The sequence below is a fragment of the Ruminococcus sp. genome (assembly GCF_017549005.1).
Taxonomy (GTDB): domain Bacteria; phylum Bacillota; class Clostridia; order Oscillospirales; family Ruminococcaceae; genus Ruminococcus.
In genome coordinates this window covers 150,491-167,927 of record NZ_JAFYYT010000037.1, presented here as the reverse complement: position 1 = coordinate 167,927, position 17,437 = coordinate 150,491, and the positions used below count along the sequence as shown (strand labels likewise).

Annotated in this window: 12 protein-coding genes; 7 read left to right on the top strand and 5 right to left on the bottom strand. The window is 49.3% G+C overall.

Annotation, left to right across the window (positions count from 1 at the left end):
- Positions 1–114: 114 nt before the first annotated feature.
- Entirely contained in the window at positions 115–810 is a 696-nt protein-coding gene (locus IKW96_RS09350; protein WP_296573629.1) for a hypothetical protein, read from the top strand.
- A gap of 50 nt (positions 811–860) precedes the next feature.
- Here IKW96_RS09350 and IKW96_RS09345 read toward each other — a convergent pair whose 3' ends face one another.
- The 3 genes from IKW96_RS09345 to IKW96_RS09335 all read right to left on the bottom strand — a co-directional run bounded on the left by IKW96_RS09345 (position 861) and on the right by IKW96_RS09335 (position 6,690).
- Positions 861–5,159, bottom strand: a complete 4,299-nt coding sequence (locus IKW96_RS09345) for a glycoside hydrolase family 2 TIM barrel-domain containing protein (protein WP_296573627.1) — start codon at positions 5,157–5,159, stop codon at positions 861–863.
- Positions 5,160–5,618: 459 nt separating this feature from the next.
- On the bottom strand, positions 5,619–5,954 hold the full coding sequence (locus IKW96_RS09340) for a hypothetical protein (RefSeq protein ID WP_296573624.1): 336 nt from the start codon (positions 5,952–5,954) through the stop codon (positions 5,619–5,621).
- Between the two features lie 34 nt (positions 5,955–5,988).
- Positions 5,989–6,690, bottom strand: coding sequence for a GTP pyrophosphokinase family protein (locus tag IKW96_RS09335; protein ID WP_296573620.1), 702 nt, complete (start codon positions 6,688–6,690; stop codon positions 5,989–5,991).
- A gap of 141 nt (positions 6,691–6,831) precedes the next feature.
- Here IKW96_RS09335 and IKW96_RS09330 point away from each other — a divergent pair, with 141 nt between their 5' ends.
- From IKW96_RS09330 to IKW96_RS09320, 3 genes are all read left to right on the top strand, one after another.
- Positions 6,832–7,464 (top strand): GyrI-like domain-containing protein, encoded by a 633-nt coding sequence (locus tag IKW96_RS09330; RefSeq protein WP_296573617.1) that lies wholly within the window; start codon positions 6,832–6,834, stop codon positions 7,462–7,464.
- A gap of 5 nt (positions 7,465–7,469) precedes the next feature.
- Positions 7,470–8,249, top strand: coding sequence for a PhzF family phenazine biosynthesis isomerase (locus tag IKW96_RS09325; protein WP_296573614.1), 780 nt, complete (start codon positions 7,470–7,472; stop codon positions 8,247–8,249).
- 100 nt (positions 8,250–8,349) lie between these two features.
- Positions 8,350–9,072 (top strand): MerR family transcriptional regulator, encoded by a 723-nt coding sequence (locus tag IKW96_RS09320; RefSeq protein ID WP_296573610.1) that lies wholly within the window; start codon positions 8,350–8,352, stop codon positions 9,070–9,072.
- Between the two features lie 62 nt (positions 9,073–9,134).
- Here IKW96_RS09320 and IKW96_RS09315 read toward each other — a convergent pair whose 3' ends face one another.
- Positions 9,135–11,882 carry a cellulose 1,4-beta-cellobiosidase gene (locus IKW96_RS09315; protein WP_296573607.1) on the bottom strand — a complete coding sequence of 916 codons (2,748 nt, stop codon included), beginning with the start codon at positions 11,880–11,882 and terminating at the stop codon, positions 9,135–9,137.
- A gap of 296 nt (positions 11,883–12,178) precedes the next feature.
- On the opposite strand from IKW96_RS09315, the gene IKW96_RS09310 reads away from it, so the two are divergent.
- Positions 12,179–12,970, top strand: coding sequence for a class I SAM-dependent methyltransferase (locus IKW96_RS09310; RefSeq protein WP_296573604.1), 792 nt, complete (start codon positions 12,179–12,181; stop codon positions 12,968–12,970).
- 121 nt (positions 12,971–13,091) lie between these two features.
- Here the strand turns inward: IKW96_RS09310 and uvrA are convergent, their stop codons facing one another.
- A complete protein-coding gene (uvrA, locus tag IKW96_RS09305) occupies positions 13,092–15,914 on the bottom strand; it encodes an excinuclease ABC subunit UvrA (protein ID WP_296573599.1) in 2,823 nt (940 codons plus the stop codon).
- Between the two features lie 163 nt (positions 15,915–16,077).
- Here uvrA and IKW96_RS09300 point away from each other — a divergent pair, with 163 nt between their 5' ends.
- Both IKW96_RS09300 and IKW96_RS09295 read left to right on the top strand, forming a co-directional pair.
- A complete protein-coding gene (locus tag IKW96_RS09300; RefSeq protein WP_296573595.1) occupies positions 16,078–16,542 on the top strand; it encodes a GNAT family N-acetyltransferase in 465 nt (154 codons plus the stop codon).
- Positions 16,539–17,405, top strand: coding sequence for an NAD-dependent epimerase/dehydratase family protein (locus IKW96_RS09295; protein WP_296573592.1), 867 nt, complete (start codon positions 16,539–16,541; stop codon positions 17,403–17,405). The genes IKW96_RS09300 and IKW96_RS09295 overlap by 4 nt, the downstream gene beginning before the upstream one ends.
- Positions 17,406–17,437 lie beyond the last annotated feature (32 nt).

Sequence of the window (17,437 nt, the reverse complement as noted above, 5' to 3'; positions counted from 1 at the left end):
AGCACAGCGTAAACTGTGTGATTTTGTCATACCCGTTTTCTATACGCTTATAAGCACAAGGGAAGCATATTCCTTTGTGCTTTTTATTTTTATTATTCAAAGAGGAGAGATCTTATGAAAAAAATGATTTCAATGCTTGCGGTTTTAGCGCTTCTCGGCTGTGTTAGCTGCGGCAATAACGCTGAAAACAGCCCGTCTTCGCCGTCAGGCAAGACTGAGAGCACTACTGTAGAAAGCACAACCGCCGAAAGCAAGGCTGGCGAGGAAAAAACAGAGGAAAAGACCGAGTCTGACAGCATGGAAGAGGAAAAAGCGACAGAAGCAAAAGCTGATTCTGCTGACAGTGAGAATTATTTTGACTGGTTCGGGTTAAATATATATCGTCCTGCTGAATATACGATTGATAGAAGTGCAGGATTTCCACAGTGTGCGTTACTTTCAGAAGAAGATCTTGATCCTATGACAGCGCAAGGGGCTATGGATTATTTCTATGGACGTCCGATTAAAAAAGACATTCTTGCTGCTGAAGACGCATATTTAAGCATAAAAGATAATGAAGTAGAAAGTGAAGAAGCTGTTCAAGTAAATGGCTGTGATTTTATACGACAGGCTGGTGTTTATCATTGTGACAGCTTGAATGGAGAAATTGATTATGCATATGCCGGCTATTTCGGTATAATGGATTTCCCAAAACTTGGAAAACAGCCTGCTGTATTTATCGCATTCTCTCATACAACAGATGATGATATGAAGAAAGAGCTTGCCCGTCTTGTTGATACAGCTGCTGAAAATGCAAAGCCTATAGAATAAAATACGCAAAAACAGAGCCATGACAAATCGTCATGGCTCTGTCTGTTTGATTATGCCTCGGGTTTGAGTGCCTTTACTATGCCCAGCAGGTATTCCTGTATGCGGAGGGCGTCGTTTGAAGTTATACCCTTTACAGATGTGTCAACGTCGCCGTTGAGCTGTCCCTGTTCGGTTATATGCTTCGTGTCCGCACCTTTTATGCCGTACTTGTTTGGATTCGCAAGGCTCTGCATTATGAGCACCGCATCGGACATATCAACTCCGCCGTCGCAGTTCGCGTCGCCGTAGACTGTTTCGTCATCGGGAACGTCCTCGGGAGCGTCCGCAAGATTGTCGAAATCAAGCCAGAGCTGTACGTACTCGCTGTCGGGGCCGTATGTGGGTGAAGCTGTATTCTGCGAGGAAAGCTCCGCTGCTGTGAGCGCCTTGCTGTAAACTCTCATTTCGTAGAAGTTGGCCTGAGAATTTCTTCCTGTTTCGGGGCAGGCACCAAGCGTGAGGTTGTAGCCTGAATGTGCAACGCCTGCTGTTGTGCCTGTTTCCTTTTCAGCAGCCATTTTGCCGTCCAGATATATCCTGAGGACATTGTTCTCAGCGTCGTAGATACCTGCGACCTGATGCTTCTTTCCGATCCAGTCCGAACCGATCGAAGCGCTGACGCTGTGCCATTCTCCGCCTGCGTAGATGAAGAAATAGAGGATAGATGGTTCTGCTCTGAGACCGAAGGAGTAGTCGCCCTTGCTTGCAAACATATTGTACTGCTGCGAGCCTGTGGGAACTACGTTTGCTTCAACAGTAAAGGAATTCTTGCCTTCGAGAGCCGAATCGAGCCTGCTGTTGTGAGGAATGCTCACTGAGCCCGAAATGCAGTTGCCGTCGCTGCTCTGACCGAGCTTAGCTCCGCCTGAAACGGGTATTGTAAGCGCGTTGCTGCTCTTGTCCTGTACAACTGCTCCGTCGGAGCGCATTTTTGCGTAAAGTGTAGTCATATCCTGACCTGTGCTTGCAGAAGCAACAGGCACGATAGTGTATTTCCATGAGTATGGTCTGCCCGATGACAGGCGGTACTTTTCAAGAGTAGCCTGTCCGCAGGTAGCGCTTCCCGTACCCATTGAGCCGTAGTCAACGCTGAGTATGGTCTCGCTTCTCGGTTTGAGCTTGTAGGGGTGGTCTGCATTCTGCAGATCCTCGGGAGTGAAGTGGAGAGCGCTTGCTTCCACAGTTCCCTCAGCTGCTATCATGAGGCTCATGTTCTTCTCTTTGTTCTGAACTGCTATCCACTTCACGTCCGTGAGGTTTCCGCAGTCGTCAGCTTTCATGTAGGGGTAGAACATATCCGAGACTGTGCTTTCCCATACGCCCTTTCTGCCGTTTGTCTTACGGTCGTTGAAGGTCTCGACGGGACCGTTTCCGTACCAGCTGAGCTTCTCGGCGCCCTCGGGGAGCTTCATGAGAGAGCCCACACGGATAAAGTTTCCGAGACCCTTGCCGACTGCGTTGACGTTGAACTCGATATCAACGCTGCCGTCGCAGTGTATTGTGTAAGTGATATCAACGGTCGTGCCGCCTGCGTTCGGGAGCGACAGATGTGAAACTATCATCTGCTCGCCGCCGCCGATGTCCTTGACGTCGATGCCTGTGCACTTAGCTCCCTTCATGGCGTCGCGCCATGCGCCGTCAAATTCGCCTCTTGCACCCCAGCCTGTGTCGTTCTCGACATTGCCGCGCCAGAAGTTGGGAGCAGGTCCCTCGGCGATGAGAGTTTCGCCTTTGTATGAATAGCTCTTTAGGAGACCTGTGGATTTGTCTATGAGGAAGTTGAAGTTCTTGTTTGTAGGCACATAGCCGTCGGGGGTATCCACAACAGTTACGGCGTCGCTTCCTCTGTCGTATTTAGCGGCAGTACCGTTTGAAGCGAGCGCTATCTGTCCGTAAGCAACCTCAGTGCCCTCGGGGAGCAGGTCTGTGCCGTTCTTAACCTTGACGGACATATCAAGGTAGTATTCATCGCCCGAAAGGGTCTTCTTCGGCAGCTCGAAAGGAACTTTCAGAGTGCCCTTTGTGAGCGGTGCAACATCGGCGTTCTCAACAGTTCCGCTCTTTACGGCGATACCGTTTTTAAGAAGCGTCCAAGTAACGTCGAAATCGTTTATATTGAGGAAGTTGTTCTCGTTGTATACGGATACTTCCTGTTTGTCAAGCTGTGAAGCGTCAGCGGAGAACCAGAAGCTCTGATACTGATACTTTACCTCCGCCAGTTCGGGCTGAGGAGTTCTGTCCGGGCTGATAAGTCCGTTTTCGCAGAAGCTGTTGTCGTTTGGCCAGTCGCCCCAGTCGCCGCCGTAGCCGTAGTATTTGCCCTTTGCCTCGTTTTTGTATAGGTTGGTCTTTGCATAGGACTCCGAGTAGTAGTCCCAGCCGCCGTTCGGAACGTTAACGGCTCTTGACTGGTCGACCCAGTCCCAGATGAAGCCGCCAAGCATATTGTCAGCGCTTCTTATGACGTCCCAGTACTCCTTGAGAGCGCCTACGGAGTTGCCCATGGCGTGGTCGTACTCGCACATAACGTAGGGCATTTTTCCTTTGCCTGCGTTGTTGCCTATAACATCGGCGTTGGGGTACATATTGCTTCCCATATCGACGCCCATGCCGAATCCCTGTCCCTCACTGTGCACCGGACGGGTTCCGTCGTTCTTCTTGAAGTACCATATCATATCGCGGAACATTCCGCCTGCGTCACCGGGGTTGCCTGTATAGCCCATTTCGTTTCCGATAGACCATGCAACGATCGACGGATTGTTCCTGAGTCTCTTGTAGGCTGTTTCCGTTCTGTCCATTGCAAGCTCGTAGAACAGAGCCTTTTCATTGTTGTGAGTGCCGTCCTGGAGGGCATGGCACTCCATATTTGTTTCGCCCATAACGTACATACCGTACTTGTTGCAGAGCCAGTAGAGGTATGAATCGTTGCTGTAGTGGGAAGTTCTTATAGCGTTGACGTTGTTCTTTTTCATGAGAGTAACGTCCTCGCGCATAGTCTCCTGAGGGATAGCCTTGCCGTTGAAGGGGTCGGTATCGTGGCGGTTTACGCCTTTGAGGAGGAGTCTCTTTCCGTTAATGGTTATAGGCTGCCAGCTGTTGGTGGTAACTCTGTAGGAGCCGTCTACCTGTGCGGAAGTGAAGCCTATCTCGCGGAAGCCCAGCTGTGTGGAGATTATCTCCTGTACATCGCCCCTGTCGTCCGTGAGTTTAAGCACGAGAGCGTATATATTCGGAGTTTCAGCCGACCAGAGCTTTGGCGACTTCACGTTCGTCTTAATGACAGCTCCGCCGTTTCTTCCGGAAGCGAGCTCGTCAAGCTTCACGGAAGCTCCGCTGAGGATATTGTTTCCTGCCTCGTCGTAAGCCTCTGCAACAACGCTCCAGCCGCTTCTGGAGTTGCCTGAACGGTTGGCTATATCCATGGATATCTCGAGGCTTGCATTTGTGTATGAATCGTCAAGATCGGTGCGGACATTATAGTCCCTGATCTGCATATCGGGGGCGCTTACGAGGAAAACGTCGCGGAAGATGCCGCCGTCGTAGATCATATCCTGATCCTCGAACCATGTTCCGTCGCAGAATTTGTGGACTTCCACAGCAAGAGTGTTCTCGCCGTCAACGAGATAGTCCGTAACGTCAAAGCGGTGAGGGCTGAAAGTGTCCTCGCTGTAGCCGACAGCCTGTCCGTTGACATAGACATAGTAAGCCGACTCAACGCCGTCAAATTCGAGATAAGTACGTCTGCCCGACTGGCGTATCCCGCTGTCAACCGTGAACTTCTTGCGGTAAAGTCCAACAGGATTGTAGTTTGTGGGAGCCTGGGGCACAGGTACGTTGCCGTCGTACTTAGCCTGCCAGGGCTCGCCTATATTGGTGTAAATCGAAAAATCAAATCCGAGAGAAGGCCAGCTTTTCGGGAGCTGAACCGTTTTCCAGCCATGCTCCGCAGAGGGCTGATAGTCAGCCTTGAAGCAGCCTGCATTGATATGTGACTGAGCCTGCTGAGCGTTCTGAACGACTACAAGATCCCAGTCCTGATCCTTGCCTGTGAGCATCTGCAGATAGTCAGACTGCTCGCGGGCATTGTAGTCCCATACAGCGTTTACTGCGGCTTCTGTGCTCTGATAGGGGACAGGATTGCATGAAGCTGCCTCGCGGTTTACTGCGAAAACGTCCTCTGCGCCGTTTTTTCCTGTCCACTCACTGCCGGTAAATGAAACATTTGCTGCACTTACAGTTGCAGGAAATAATGTCCCTGCGGACATTGCTGCTGTCATTATGGCAACAGCTGCTGAAACGATACGTTTCATAAGTAATTCCTCCTTTGAATTTTAATTCCCCTGACGGAACCGAGTTCCGCTCATTTAATTATTTATTGTGTATGGCAGACTGTTTGTTAATAGATATTGTTAGATATCTACATGATTATTGCGCACAACGCCTGTCATTATGTTTAATATACCATAATTATGAGTTTTTTGCAACTGTTTTTTGGAAGAAAATAAGAAAATGAACATTATAATAATATTTCTATACGTAATTTTACCAAAAAACCCCCTTTTCATGTCATGAAAAGGGGGAGTTAAAGTGTTAGTTAACCTTACATCAGCAGTCTGAATATCAGAAGACGCAGACGTAAGGTTTTGGGGTGGATGTTAAGATTTGGGTGGTTTATTAAACATACGGCGTTCGCAGTTGCTTATTATACCACAAACGCCCAGCCGCTTCCGAACACCGAATAGTTGTTTACACTTTTTGCAGCGGAGCAGCTACTTTGTTTTGTGATCCCTGATATAGTCACGGTATGCTTCTCGCCAGTTACGGAACCTTTTTCTGTAATAATTAAATCTGTCTTTTCCGTACTTGTCGGCATTGTAATGGGACGTATCGAACCATTTGCGTCGGAATTCCTCCCGTGTGTACTTCGTTTCGGTCCATGCATAATCGCTTATATCCCAGGAGCAGTAAAATTTTCGGTACTGTTTTCCGTTCGGAACGTCAGCAGCTCGGCGAACTGCCGCAGATGCCTTTTTTTTACAGAATTTGTTGTTCGGATCTTTTATGTGGACAACAGGACTTTTCCTGTGCTTATAGCTTCTGCTCATAATAGACCTCCATGTAACTCAGCAGATCGGCTTATCACACCTGATCGTTCTCGATTATGTTTTTGATATCCTGCATACGTATATCCCATTCTGCGCTCTGGTCGGCGCACTTTTTCAGGTCGTCGGTGAGCATATCCAGCTTGTTCTGCGGCAGGTCCTTCTTGTAGCGGAGCTTATGCTCCAGGCTTGCCCAGAAGTCCATAGCGATAGTTCGGAGCTGCACCTCGGCTCTGACAAGTCTTTTTTCATTTTCAAGGAAGATAGGCACTTCCACGATAAGGTGGAGGCTCCTGTAGCCGTTGGGCTTGGGATTTTTTATGTAGTCCTTCTTCTCGATGAGAAAGATATCGTCCTGACTGAGAAAGCAGTCCGCAAGGTGATAAATGTCCTGCACAAAGGAGCATACGACTCTTATTCCTGCGATATCGGATACGTTTTTTTCTATGCTGTCAAGAGTACGCGGTATATTCTTGTCGATCATCTTGCGGAAAATACTGCCGTAGCTCTTTATCCTTGACTGTATGAACTCAATGGGATTGCTTTCGCCGTTTATGGAAAACTGCTGGTTGAGCACCCGGAATTTGGTCTCGATCTCCATAATGGCACATTTGTAGTAGGTGAAAAACTCCTTCAGAGGTATCATGTTGTTTTCCACAGCCTGCAGGAACTCTGTCTCGGACATATCCGATTCGGCTATCTCATGAAGCGTCATAATGGCGTTTTTGTTCTTGTCCATGTTATTTCCTCACATATGGTTTTATGAATACATTATAGCATTAAAGTGCGGAAAGGTCAATCGTTTTAATGCGAAATGCATTTGACACTGCAACAGCGGTATGATATACTTATTTTAACTAATAAAAAAGGAGCGTCAGTCATGGCTTTGGATTTCAAAAAAGAGTACAGGGAGTTCTATATGCCGAAGAATAAACCTGAGATAATAACGATTCCGTCTATGCATTTTATAGCAGTACGCGGAAAGGGCGACCCGAATGAAGAGGGCGGCGAGTACAAAAAGGCTCTCGAAGTCCTTTATGCGGTTGCCTATACAATAAAAATGAGCAAGATGACCGACCACCGGATTGACGGGTATTTTGACTTCGTTGTACCGCCCCTCGAGGGCTTGTGGAAACAGGAGGGCATTGTAGGTATTGACTACAGCCGCAAGTCCGACCTTGAGTGGACGGCTATGATAAGGCTTCCTGATTTTGTTACAAAAGCCGAATTCGACTGGGCTGTGGAGCAGGCTGCCACGAAGAAAAAGCTGGACTGCTCAAAGGCGGAGTTCATGACATATGAGGAGGGAGCCTGTGTGCAGTGTATGCACATCGGCTCGTATGACGACGAGCCTGCAACAGTGGCGCTTATGGACGGCTTTGCCGGGAGCATGGGCTATGTTACGGACATTTCCGACAGCCGCCCTCACCATGAGATATACCTCTCTGACCCGAGAAAAACTGCTCCCGAAAAGCTGAAAACCGTTATACGCCACCCTGTTAAAAAGAGGTGATGAAAATGAAACAGTACATAGTTGACGCCTTTACCGATAAGCTTTTCAGCGGCAATCCTGCGGCGGTCTGCGTTTCGGACAGTTTTCCGGGGGATAAGCTCATGCAGAGCATTGCTGCGGAGAATAATCTCTCCGAGACTGCTTTTTTAGTCAAGGAGGACAGCGGTTATCGTCTGAGGTGGTTTGCACCGAAAGGCGAGGTGGACTTCTGCGGTCATGCAACTCTTGGAGCGGCGTTCGTGCTGTTCAGTTTCTATGAGCAGAACAGCGACAGTATAGTTTTTGAAACGGCAAAGGGCAGATTTGCAGTGAAGCGCAGGGGTGACCTTATAGAGATGGACTTTCCTGCCTATAGACCTGAACACTATGAGATAACAGATGAAATGATAAACGCTCTCGGAGCAATACCGCTTGCGGCTTACCGTGACAGGGATATCATGTTCGTGTTTCGGGACGAGGATGAGATCAGGCATATGAATCCTGACCTGGAACAGCTTTCCCGGCTTGAATGTGCCTGTGTGGCGGTAACTGCAAAGGGGAGAGAATATGACTGCGTATCAAGGGTATTTGCCCCGAGATACGGTATACCTGAGGATCCCGTCACAGGTTCGGCGCATTGCATGATAGCACCATACTGGAGCAAGCGTCTGAACAAGGAAACAATAACCGCGTATCAGGCTTCTGAGCGCACAGGATCGCTGCAATGCGAGATATGCGGCGACAGAGTAAAGATATCAGGCAGAGCAGTGCTTTTTTCAGTTTCAGATATAATAGTGCACAAATAAGCAGACTGATTTTTGTGAGTTCCTACAAAGATGAAAAAGCCTATTGACTCTCACGTTACGTCATGGTCTATACTGAAATCACACGAGAGGAGTTGATAACATGATGACGGTCAAGCAGGTCAGCGAGCTGACGGGAGTGAGTATACGCACTCTCCGATATTACGACGAGATCGGACTTCTGCCACCTGCGTCGCATACCGGAGGCGGATACAGGCTGTATGACGATACGGATCTGGAAAGGCTCCAGCAGATATTGCTGTTTCGCGAACTGGAGTTTCCGCTCAAGGACATTCAACGCATTGTGAGCAGTCACGATTTCGACCGTAAAAAGGCTCTGGAGCAGCAGATTGAGCTTCTTGAACTTAAAAAGGAGCACCTTGAGAACCTCATCAGCTTCGCTCGCGGAATAAAATTAATAGGAGTGAGAGCAGTGGATTTTTCTGCATTTGACACATCAAAAATTGATGAATACACAAAAAGGGCCAAGGAGAAGTGGGGGGATACTTCCGCTTATAAAGAGTTTGAGTCCAGAAAGCGCTCCGAGAGCGAAAACGAAAAGCTCATGGAGGAATTTATGAAGCTTTTTGCAGAGTTCGGCGAGCTGAAAAACGGCAGTCCCGAAAGCGATGAAGCGCAGGCTATGGTGAAGAAACTGAAAGGTTTCATAACCGAGCATTTTTACACCTGCACTGATGAGATACTCAGTGGTCTCGGCAAAATGTACGCCGCAGACAGCGAGTTCAGGGAGCATATCAACAGTGTTGGCGGCAGCGGCGCGGCTGAATTTGCAGCGGCGGCTATCGAAGCTTACTGCGGCAAATAAATACTATATCAGGCAAAAAGCCGCTCAGAACTGTATGTCACAGTTCTGAGCGGCTGTGTTTTTTAATCCTTTGCCATAGGGTCGAGACTTGTGAATTTATGGAGCAGATACTCCTGTATCCTGAGAGCGTCGTTTGAAGTGATGCCCTTGCTGCTGATATCAACGTCGCCGTTTGCTATGCCCTGATTGGTTATGTGTTTGTCGCTGGAGCCGTTTACTCCGTATTTATCAGGATTTGCAAGGCTCTGCATTATGAGGACTGCGTCTGACATATCTATTCCGCCGTCGCAGTTTGCATCGCCCCATGTGATAACTGTTACACCGCCGTTTGTGGTAGTTGTTGTTATGGGGGCTGTAGTTGTTGTAGTGGTTGTGGTGGTAGTAGTTTCGGTCGTTGTGGTAGTAGTTGTTGTAGTTGTTGTTGATGTTGTTGTAACGATCTCGGGAGCCTTTACGAAAACGGAATAATTGATAACGTTTCCTGTCATGCCGTTGGTTCCGAGAACTACCTTCTGACCTGCCTCAAAGGACTTCTTATAAGCTACGAAGTTTACCTCGTTGCTTGACTTTGCTGTAAGGTCCGTTCTTGTGTAGCTGCTTAGCCATGAGGGAACAGAATTTGCCTCCTCCTCACGGGTGTCAACTAGGACGTATACCTCTGTCTTGTCGGAAGTTGTGAACTCTGCAAGGTCGCTGTCCGTATTCTTGGAGTTGCAGGCAGTCATTATGTACTCGCAGTTTTCAAGCTCTGAGGGAAGAGATGTGTATGTAAAGTCTCTGTCGCCGTAGATAAGACCACCTGTGCTGTTGGAATCCATGAGCTTCCAGTAGCCCGAATTAGCGTAGTCCCTGACTATAAGGTTCTTGACGAGCTTTCCGTTTACAGGCTCGGGAGGAGTATTGTTCAGCTTTACATTCGGTCTTGCAGGGAGCTGAGCCTCTGTGCCCAGGTAGAAGCTCGGGTGAGGTGGCTGATTGTAGCTTGACTGCTGACAGCCGCACTGCATACGGTACTGCATATCGTGCATGAGAGTCGTCAGCCTGTACTTTGTCTCGGTATTTGTGCACCATACGCGGAGCTTGGAGTTATCCTCAGTTCTGAGAACGAGCTCCTCGCGCCAGTCGCCGAAGAGGTCGGCTGTAAGACAGGGAACTGCCTTTGTGCCGTTATTTGAAGCACAGCCTGTTGCTGTGAAAATTGTCGGATAATTGTTTATTGCCGCACCGTCTGTAATAGTGATATCGTCAAGAAGCTCGCGCTCCAGGTCGCCGTCCCAGTAGATAAGGAAGTTTGTAGCAGGCCATTTATTGCCTATCTGCGTGCCTGAAACGTCATATACCGCATTGGCGGGTCTTGAGCCCCAGAACTCTGCACCGCTGTTGCCGGCAACGATATTGTCCGCGCAGCAGCGGCCTGTATCCTTATCGCCGTCATAGTGCCAGATTATCTGACCGTTTTTACCGTCAACAAGTGAGATACCGTAGTTTCCGCTCTCGTGACAGAGGAACACCTCTATTCCCTCGCGGTTCGGGTCGAGGTCGCCGACGTGCATAGCGTCGCCGTGACCCTTCTTTGTGGACCAGAGAAGCTTTCCGTTATCGTCGATAACGCAGGCGCCCATGCAGACCTCCTGTCTGCCGTCGTTGTCGAAATCTGCGACCATTACGTTGTGGTTTCCGTTGCCGTAGCCCGGATCACTCGAGTTGAAGCCCGTATCGTATACCCACTTCTTTACAAGCTTCTTGTTCTGAACGTCCACAGCCGACATTGTAAGCCTTGTATAGTATCCTCTGCCGTAGACAACAGATGGATGAACTCCGTCGAGATATGCGATAGCGCAGTTGTAGCGCTCGCAGCGGTTTCCGTAGTTGTCGCCCCATGTGCTCTTGGCGGTATTGCTCGTAGCGTCACCGCGGGAAACGGGGAAGTCGATAGTATCGAGAGCCGCACCTGTTGCACCGTCGAAAAGGGTCATGTACTCGGGACCCTGCAATACGGTTCCTGCGCTGTCAAGATAGTTGGCATTGCCGTTGCCTATGACCTGTCCTCTGCCGTCAACAGTTCCGTCGCAGGTCTTAGTGATAAGCTCAGCCTTTCCGTCGCAGTCGAAGTCGGCAACTGCCATCTGCGTGTAGTGCTGACCTGCGCGGATATTCCTGCCCATGTCTATACGCCACAGCTTCTTGCCGAAAAGGGTGTAGCAGTCAATGTAAACATTTCCCGTAAAACCTTGTATTCCCTTATCGGGATTGTGAGTCTGAGAGTTATCCTTGGAATTTGAAGGATCCCACTTAACGAATATCTCATACTGTCCGTCGCCGTCAACATCGCCTGCGCAGCAGTCATTGGGCGAGTAGGTGTAAGCTTCTCCGTTGATAGTGCCTCCTCTCGGCACATCGAGAGGTATATCGAAGTAATTCGAGCCGGATGTGAAGCGGCAGTCCTCGGAAGAAACGACATTTCCGTTCACAAGAGTGTCAACGCGGTACTTTGAGCTTGAATTGCCGCTTGCGTCCCAGTAGTTGGTGGCTTCGCCTGCCTTGCTTGTGTAGATGAGCTGGTCGTCGCGGAAGAGCTGGAATTCGGCGTCGTCCTTGTCGTTGGCATTGAATCGCCAGCTGATGAACATTCCGTTGCCCGATTTGATAGCATAGATTCCGCGGTCGAGGTATTCCATTATGGCGGAGCCGTTGCCGCCGACTCCGTAGGCAGCGTCAGCAATGAGAGAAGTTCCCATGCTAAGACTTGAGCTTGCGGCAACTGCGAGAGAGGCAGCAGCAGCCGCTATTTTTTTCAGTTTCAGGTTCATTGTAATTCCCCCAGTCAATTTTTTTATTTTTTCACGATCTCAGGACTGCGGTCCTCGTCCATTATATTATACACGCTTATTCATAATTTTGCAATGATTTATTGTATCGTTTTTACACTTTTTTGTCCACAACGGCTTTGCTTATGTAAAATAATGCAGTAAAATTTAATGATATATGACATAATATGTCATACCAAAAGCAGGATCGCTTCGTAAAACGCAGTTCCATTCCTTGACAATGAGGAGGAAAAGTGATATCATATACTATATTTTTTATTTTGAAAGGAGCTATGAAAATGGATATCGTAAATAAGGATATCGACGGCGGAAAAGCTTTCGATTGGGGCAGAACTTCCGCAAACTATGCTAAGTACAGAGACATTTACCCACAGGAGTTCTATGAAGCTCTCGTTAAGCGCGGACTCTGCGTCAGGGGGCAGTCCGTACTTGACCTCGGAACAGGAACGGGAGTTATCCCGCGTAACATGTACAGATTTGGAGCCAAGTGGACAGGAAGCGATATTTCCGTTAATCAGATAGAACAGGCAAAGCTCCTTGCGGAACAGGGCGGCATGGACATTGACTTCATTGCTTCGCCTGCGGAGGATATAGATTTTCCGAGCGGAACCTTTGACGTTATCACTGCCTGTCAGTGCTTCTGGTACTTCGACTGCAGGAAGCTTGTACCGAAGCTCTGTGATTTGCTTAAAAACGACGGAAGTCTTGTTATAATGCAGATGGCATGGCTGCCTTTTGAAGATAAAATAGCAGGAAAGAGCGAGGAGCTCGTACTGAAATACAATCCCACATGGACGGGCGGCGGCTGGACAAGAAGGCCTGTATTCATTGATAACGAGGTGCTGAAAAGGTTCAGGATAGCAGAGCGTGTGGAGTCCGACGTGAATGTGCACTTCACCCGTGAGAGCTGGAACGGCAGAATGAAAGCCTGCCGCGGAGTTGAGGCTTCACTGAGCAAAGAGGAGACCGAGGCGTGGGAGCGCGAGCATATGGCAATGCTGAACAGCATTGCTCCCGAGGAGTTCGATGTGCTGCACTATGCGGCAATTGCCATACTTAAAAAGATATAGCCCTCAGGCCGTCATACAATGTTCAGCTTCGGGGCGATGCGGCGTCGTCCTCTGCAAGCTAACGGATTAAAAAATCCCCCGAGCAAAATTGAACGCTTGGGGGATTTTTTTCAGTTTTATTCTATTTCAGGTAGGGCTTCAGATACTGTCCCGTATATGAAGCCTTGCAATTTGCCACTTCTTCGGGAGTACCCTGTGCGACTACAGTTCCGCCGCCGTCGCCGCCCTCGGGTCCAAGGTCGATGATGTGGTCCGCAACCTTTATCACGTTGAGGTTGTGCTCGATGACAAGTACCGTATTTCCCTGGTCTGTAAGCTGCTGCAAAACGTCAATCAGTTTGTGGACGTCGGCTGTGTGAAGTCCCGTGGTAGGCTCGTCAAGGATATAGATAGTGCTTCCCGTCGAGCGCTTTGAGAGCTCAGTGGAGAGCTTCACGCGCTGAGCCTCGCCGCCCGAAAGGGTAGTGGCAGGCTGACCGATCTTTATATAGCCGAGGCCGACTTCCTGCAGGGTCTTCAGTTTCCTTGCGATCTTGGGGATATGCTCGAAAAACTCCACGCCCTCGTCAACCGTCATTTCCAGCACGTCGTATATTGACTTTCCCTTGTAGTGTATCTCAAGGGTCTCGCGGTTGTAGCGCTTGCCCTTGCAGACCTCGCAGGGAACGTATATATCGGGCAAAAAGTGCATTTCTATCTTGATTATTCCGTCGCCCTCGCAGGCTTCGCAGCGTCCGCCCTTGACATTGAAGGAAAAACGTCCGCTTGTGTAGCCGTGAGCCTTTGCGTCGGGAGTTTTTGAGAAAAGGTCGCGGATATCGCTGAAAACTCCCGTATAAGTCGCAGGATTTGAACGCGGGGTCCTGCCGATAGGGGACTGGTCTATACAAATGACCTTGTCAAGGTTCTCAACGCCTTCCATTGAAGCAAATTCGCCGCACTTGGTCTTTGCGCGGTTGAGCTTTGAGGCAAGGTGCTTGTAGATTATCTCGTTTACGAGAGATGACTTGCCCGAGCCCGAAACGCCTGTAATACACACGAGCTCGCCGAGAGGTATCTGTACGTCGATATTTCGGAGATTATGCTCGCAGGCTCCGCGTACTGTCAGGAACTTTCCGTTTCCGCTCCTGCGCTTTTTCGGTATCTCGATCTTTTTTTTGCCGCTGAGGTACTGTCCGGTTATGGAAGTCCTGCATTTGAGGAGTTTGTCCACGGTTCCTGCGAAGACCACCTCGCCGCCGTGAATCCCGGCGCCCGGACCGATATCGACAATATAGTCGGCGGCAAGCATCGTATCGTCGTCGTGCTCGACTACTATAAGGGTGTTGCCCAGGTCGCGCAGGCGTTTCAGCGTTGCTATGAGCTTGTCGTTGTCGCGCTGATGAAGTCCTATACTTGGTTCGTCGAGAATATAGAGAACTCCCACGAGTGATGAGCCTATCTGAGTTGCAAGCCTTATGCGCTGGCTCTCACCGCCAGAGAGAGTACCCGAGGCTCTCGAAAGTGTGAGATAGTCGAGACCCACGCTGCTGAGAAAGCCGAGGCGCTCCTTTATTTCCTTGATAATGCGCTCTCCCACGAAGGAATCATGCTCTGAGAGCTTCAGTCCGCCGAAGAAATTCAGGCACTCCTTTACGGAGAGGTCGGTTATCTCGCTGATGTTCTTTCCGCCAACAGTAACGGCAAGGTACTCGTCACGGAGACGTTTGCCTTTACATACGGGGCAGTTCACCTCGCTCATGTACTCCTCTATCTCGTTGCGTGAGTATTCGCTGGAGGTCTCCTTATAGCGGCGTTCGAGGTTGTTTATAACGCCCTCAAAAGGTGAGCGGTAGCTACCGCCGCCAAGTGAGGCAGGACGATTGAGGTCGAGAGCTTCATCGCCCGTACCGTAGAGGAACAGGTCGAGTTGTTCCTTTTTCAGCTGCTTTACGGGAACATCTATGGGAACTCCGTATTTTTTCGAGATAGCGCGGTAATACATGGTAGCTATGGAAGTTTCGTCAAGGCTGTTCCAGCCCGAAGCGCTGATAGCTCCGTCTTCAATGGAGATGTCGGGGTCAGGGATTACGAGTTCGGGGTCGATATGTCTGAAAACACCGAGACCCGTACATTTCGGGCAGGCTCCCATGGGATTGTTGAATGAGAACATGACCGGTTCGAGCTCGCCGATACTGATATTGTGTTCGGGGCAGGCGTAGTTCTGCGAAAAAAGTATCTCCTCGCCGCCGATAACGTCAGCAATGGCAAGTCCGCCCGAAAGGCTGAATACAGTTTCGAGGCTGTCGGTGATACGTGACTCTATGCCCTCCTTGATGACGATACGGTCAACTATTATCTCTATGTTGTGTTTCTTGTTCTTGTCGAGCTTTATCTCCTCAGTGAGCTCATACATTATGCCGTCGATACGTGCTCGTACAAAGCCTGATTTCTTTGCGCTCTCGAGCTCCTTTGCATACTGTCCCTTGCGGTTTCTTACGATAGGCGCAAGGAGCTGCAGCTTCGTACCGGCAGGCAGAGCCATGAGAGTATCCACCATCTGGTCGATAGTCTGCTGTGATATCTCCCTTCCGCAGACGGGACAGTGAGGAATACCTATCCTTGCGTAGAGAAGACGGAGATAGTCGTATATCTCGGTGACTGTTCCCACTGTTGAGCGCGGATTTTTCGACGTTGTCTTCTGGTCAATGGAAATAGCGGGGGAAAGTCCTTCAATGCTGTCAACGTCGGGCTTTTCCATCTGTCCGAGGAACATTCTCGCATAGGAGGAAAGGCTTTCCACATAACGGCGCTGACCGTCAGCATATATTGTGTCGAAGGCAAGGGAGGACTTGCCCGAGCCCGAAAGTCCCGTCATGACTATCAGGCGGTCACGTGGGAGTTCAAGGTCTATATTTTTAAGGTTGTTTGCTCTTGCACCCTTAATGATGATCTTATCGGTCATAAAATCTCCTTTTCGGTGATAAAAGATTGCTTTCTGAGACTGCTGCCTGCAAGTTGGCAGGCGGCGCATACAAATATATTATATCACGATAAGTCTGCAATTGCAAGCATTGACATCTCCCATTTTTTGCTTTATAATACCATTTATGAAGGAGATGAACGGAATGGATATAAGAAAGGCAGATATTTCGGAGCTCGGGCTTGTAAAGGACATAGCCCACAGAACGATAAAGGCGGTATATCCCCATTATTATCCTGCGGGAGCTGTGGATTTCTTTCTCGCTCATCACTCCGACGAGCATATAAGAAAGGACATTGAGGAGGGAAACGCTTTTCTGCTGACTGATGACAAGGGAAACGCGGCAGGTACGGTAACAGTAAACGGCTGTGAGATAAACAGACTTTTCGTACTTCCCGAATATCAGGGAAATGGTTTCGGCGGCAGGCTCATTGCCTTTGCCGAGGAGCTTGCCGCGCAAAAATACGGCTTTGCGGAGCTCAGCTCCTCTCTTCCTGCAAAGGAAATCTACCTCAGGAAGGGCTACAAGGAAGTCGGATTTCATAAGATACTCACTGAAAACGGCGATTATCTCTGCTATGACTATATGAAAAAGGAGCTTCTGAAATGAATATCCTTGTTGTGGGCGGTACCCGTTTTTTCGGCATACCGATGACAGAAAAGCTGATTGCCGACGGTCATGATGTGACAATAGCAACAAGGGGAAGGACTCCTGACAGCTTCGGCGGCAGAGTCAGAAGGCTGTGCCTTGACAGGAGCGATGAAGCGAGTATCGCGGCTGCGCTTGACGGCAGGCGCTTTGACGCTGTCATCGACAAGATAGCATACTCGTCAAACGATGTGAAAAGGCTGCTTGACCATGTGGAGTGCGGGAAATACATACTTATGTCGACTTCCTCCGTGTATGCGGATATCGGCAGGGCAACGCCCGAAAGCAGCTTTGTCCCCGCAGAACACAGGCTCATATGGTGCGAAAGGGCTGACTTTGATTACGCCGAAGCAAAGAGACAGGCAGAGTGCGCTCTTGTGCAGCGCTATCCGGAACAGAAATACGCAGCTGTACGCTGTCCCGTGGTCATAGGCAGTCATGACTATACCGGCAGACTCAGGTTTTATGCGGAAAAGATACTTGCAGGGGAGCCGATGCATATAGATGATATGGACTCGCGCATAAGCTTCATTCATGAGCGTGAAGCAGGAGAGTTCCTTGCATATGCTGCTGAAAATGAAATTTTCGGAGCTGTAAACGGCTGCTGCCGCGGAGATATCTCTGTAAGGGAGATAATTGGCTTTATAGAGCAGAAAACAGGAAGAAAAGCCCTGCTTTCGGACAGCGGTGAAGCTGCTCCGTATAACGGATATCCGTCCTTTGCGACTCTTGACACCTCAAAAGCGGAGGCTTCGGGTTTTATGTTCGGCGATTTGGAAAAGGCAGTGCATGAAACGCTTGACGGTTACCTTATCGGATATTGAAAAAAGCGCCGATACATTTGTATCGGCGCTGA

Excerpts from the sequence above, each read along its gene's own strand:
- IKW96_RS09335 (WP_296573620.1), bottom strand. The coding sequence starts at position 6,690 with ATGGACAAGAACAAAAACGCCATTATGACGCTTCATGAGATAGCCGAA.
- IKW96_RS09340 (WP_296573624.1), bottom strand. The coding sequence starts at position 5,954 with ATGAGCAGAAGCTATAAGCACAGGAAAAGTCCTGTTGTCCACATAAAA.
- IKW96_RS09330 (WP_296573617.1), top strand. The coding sequence starts at position 6,832 with ATGGCTTTGGATTTCAAAAAAGAGTACAGGGAGTTCTATATGCCGAAG.
- uvrA (WP_296573599.1), bottom strand. The coding sequence starts at position 15,914 with ATGACCGATAAGATCATCATTAAGGGTGCAAGAGCAAACAACCTTAAA.
- IKW96_RS09295 (WP_296573592.1), top strand. The coding sequence starts at position 16,539 with ATGAATATCCTTGTTGTGGGCGGTACCCGTTTTTTCGGCATACCGATG.
- IKW96_RS09310 (WP_296573604.1), top strand. The coding sequence starts at position 12,179 with ATGGATATCGTAAATAAGGATATCGACGGCGGAAAAGCTTTCGATTGG.
- IKW96_RS09345 (WP_296573627.1), bottom strand. The coding sequence starts at position 5,159 with ATGAAACGTATCGTTTCAGCAGCTGTTGCCATAATGACAGCAGCAATG.
- IKW96_RS09350 (WP_296573629.1), top strand. The coding sequence starts at position 115 with ATGAAAAAAATGATTTCAATGCTTGCGGTTTTAGCGCTTCTCGGCTGT.
- IKW96_RS09315 (WP_296573607.1), bottom strand. The coding sequence starts at position 11,882 with ATGAACCTGAAACTGAAAAAAATAGCGGCTGCTGCTGCCTCTCTCGCA.
- IKW96_RS09320 (WP_296573610.1), top strand. The coding sequence starts at position 8,350 with ATGATGACGGTCAAGCAGGTCAGCGAGCTGACGGGAGTGAGTATACGC.
- IKW96_RS09300 (WP_296573595.1), top strand. The coding sequence starts at position 16,078 with ATGGATATAAGAAAGGCAGATATTTCGGAGCTCGGGCTTGTAAAGGAC.
- IKW96_RS09325 (WP_296573614.1), top strand. The coding sequence starts at position 7,470 with ATGAAACAGTACATAGTTGACGCCTTTACCGATAAGCTTTTCAGCGGC.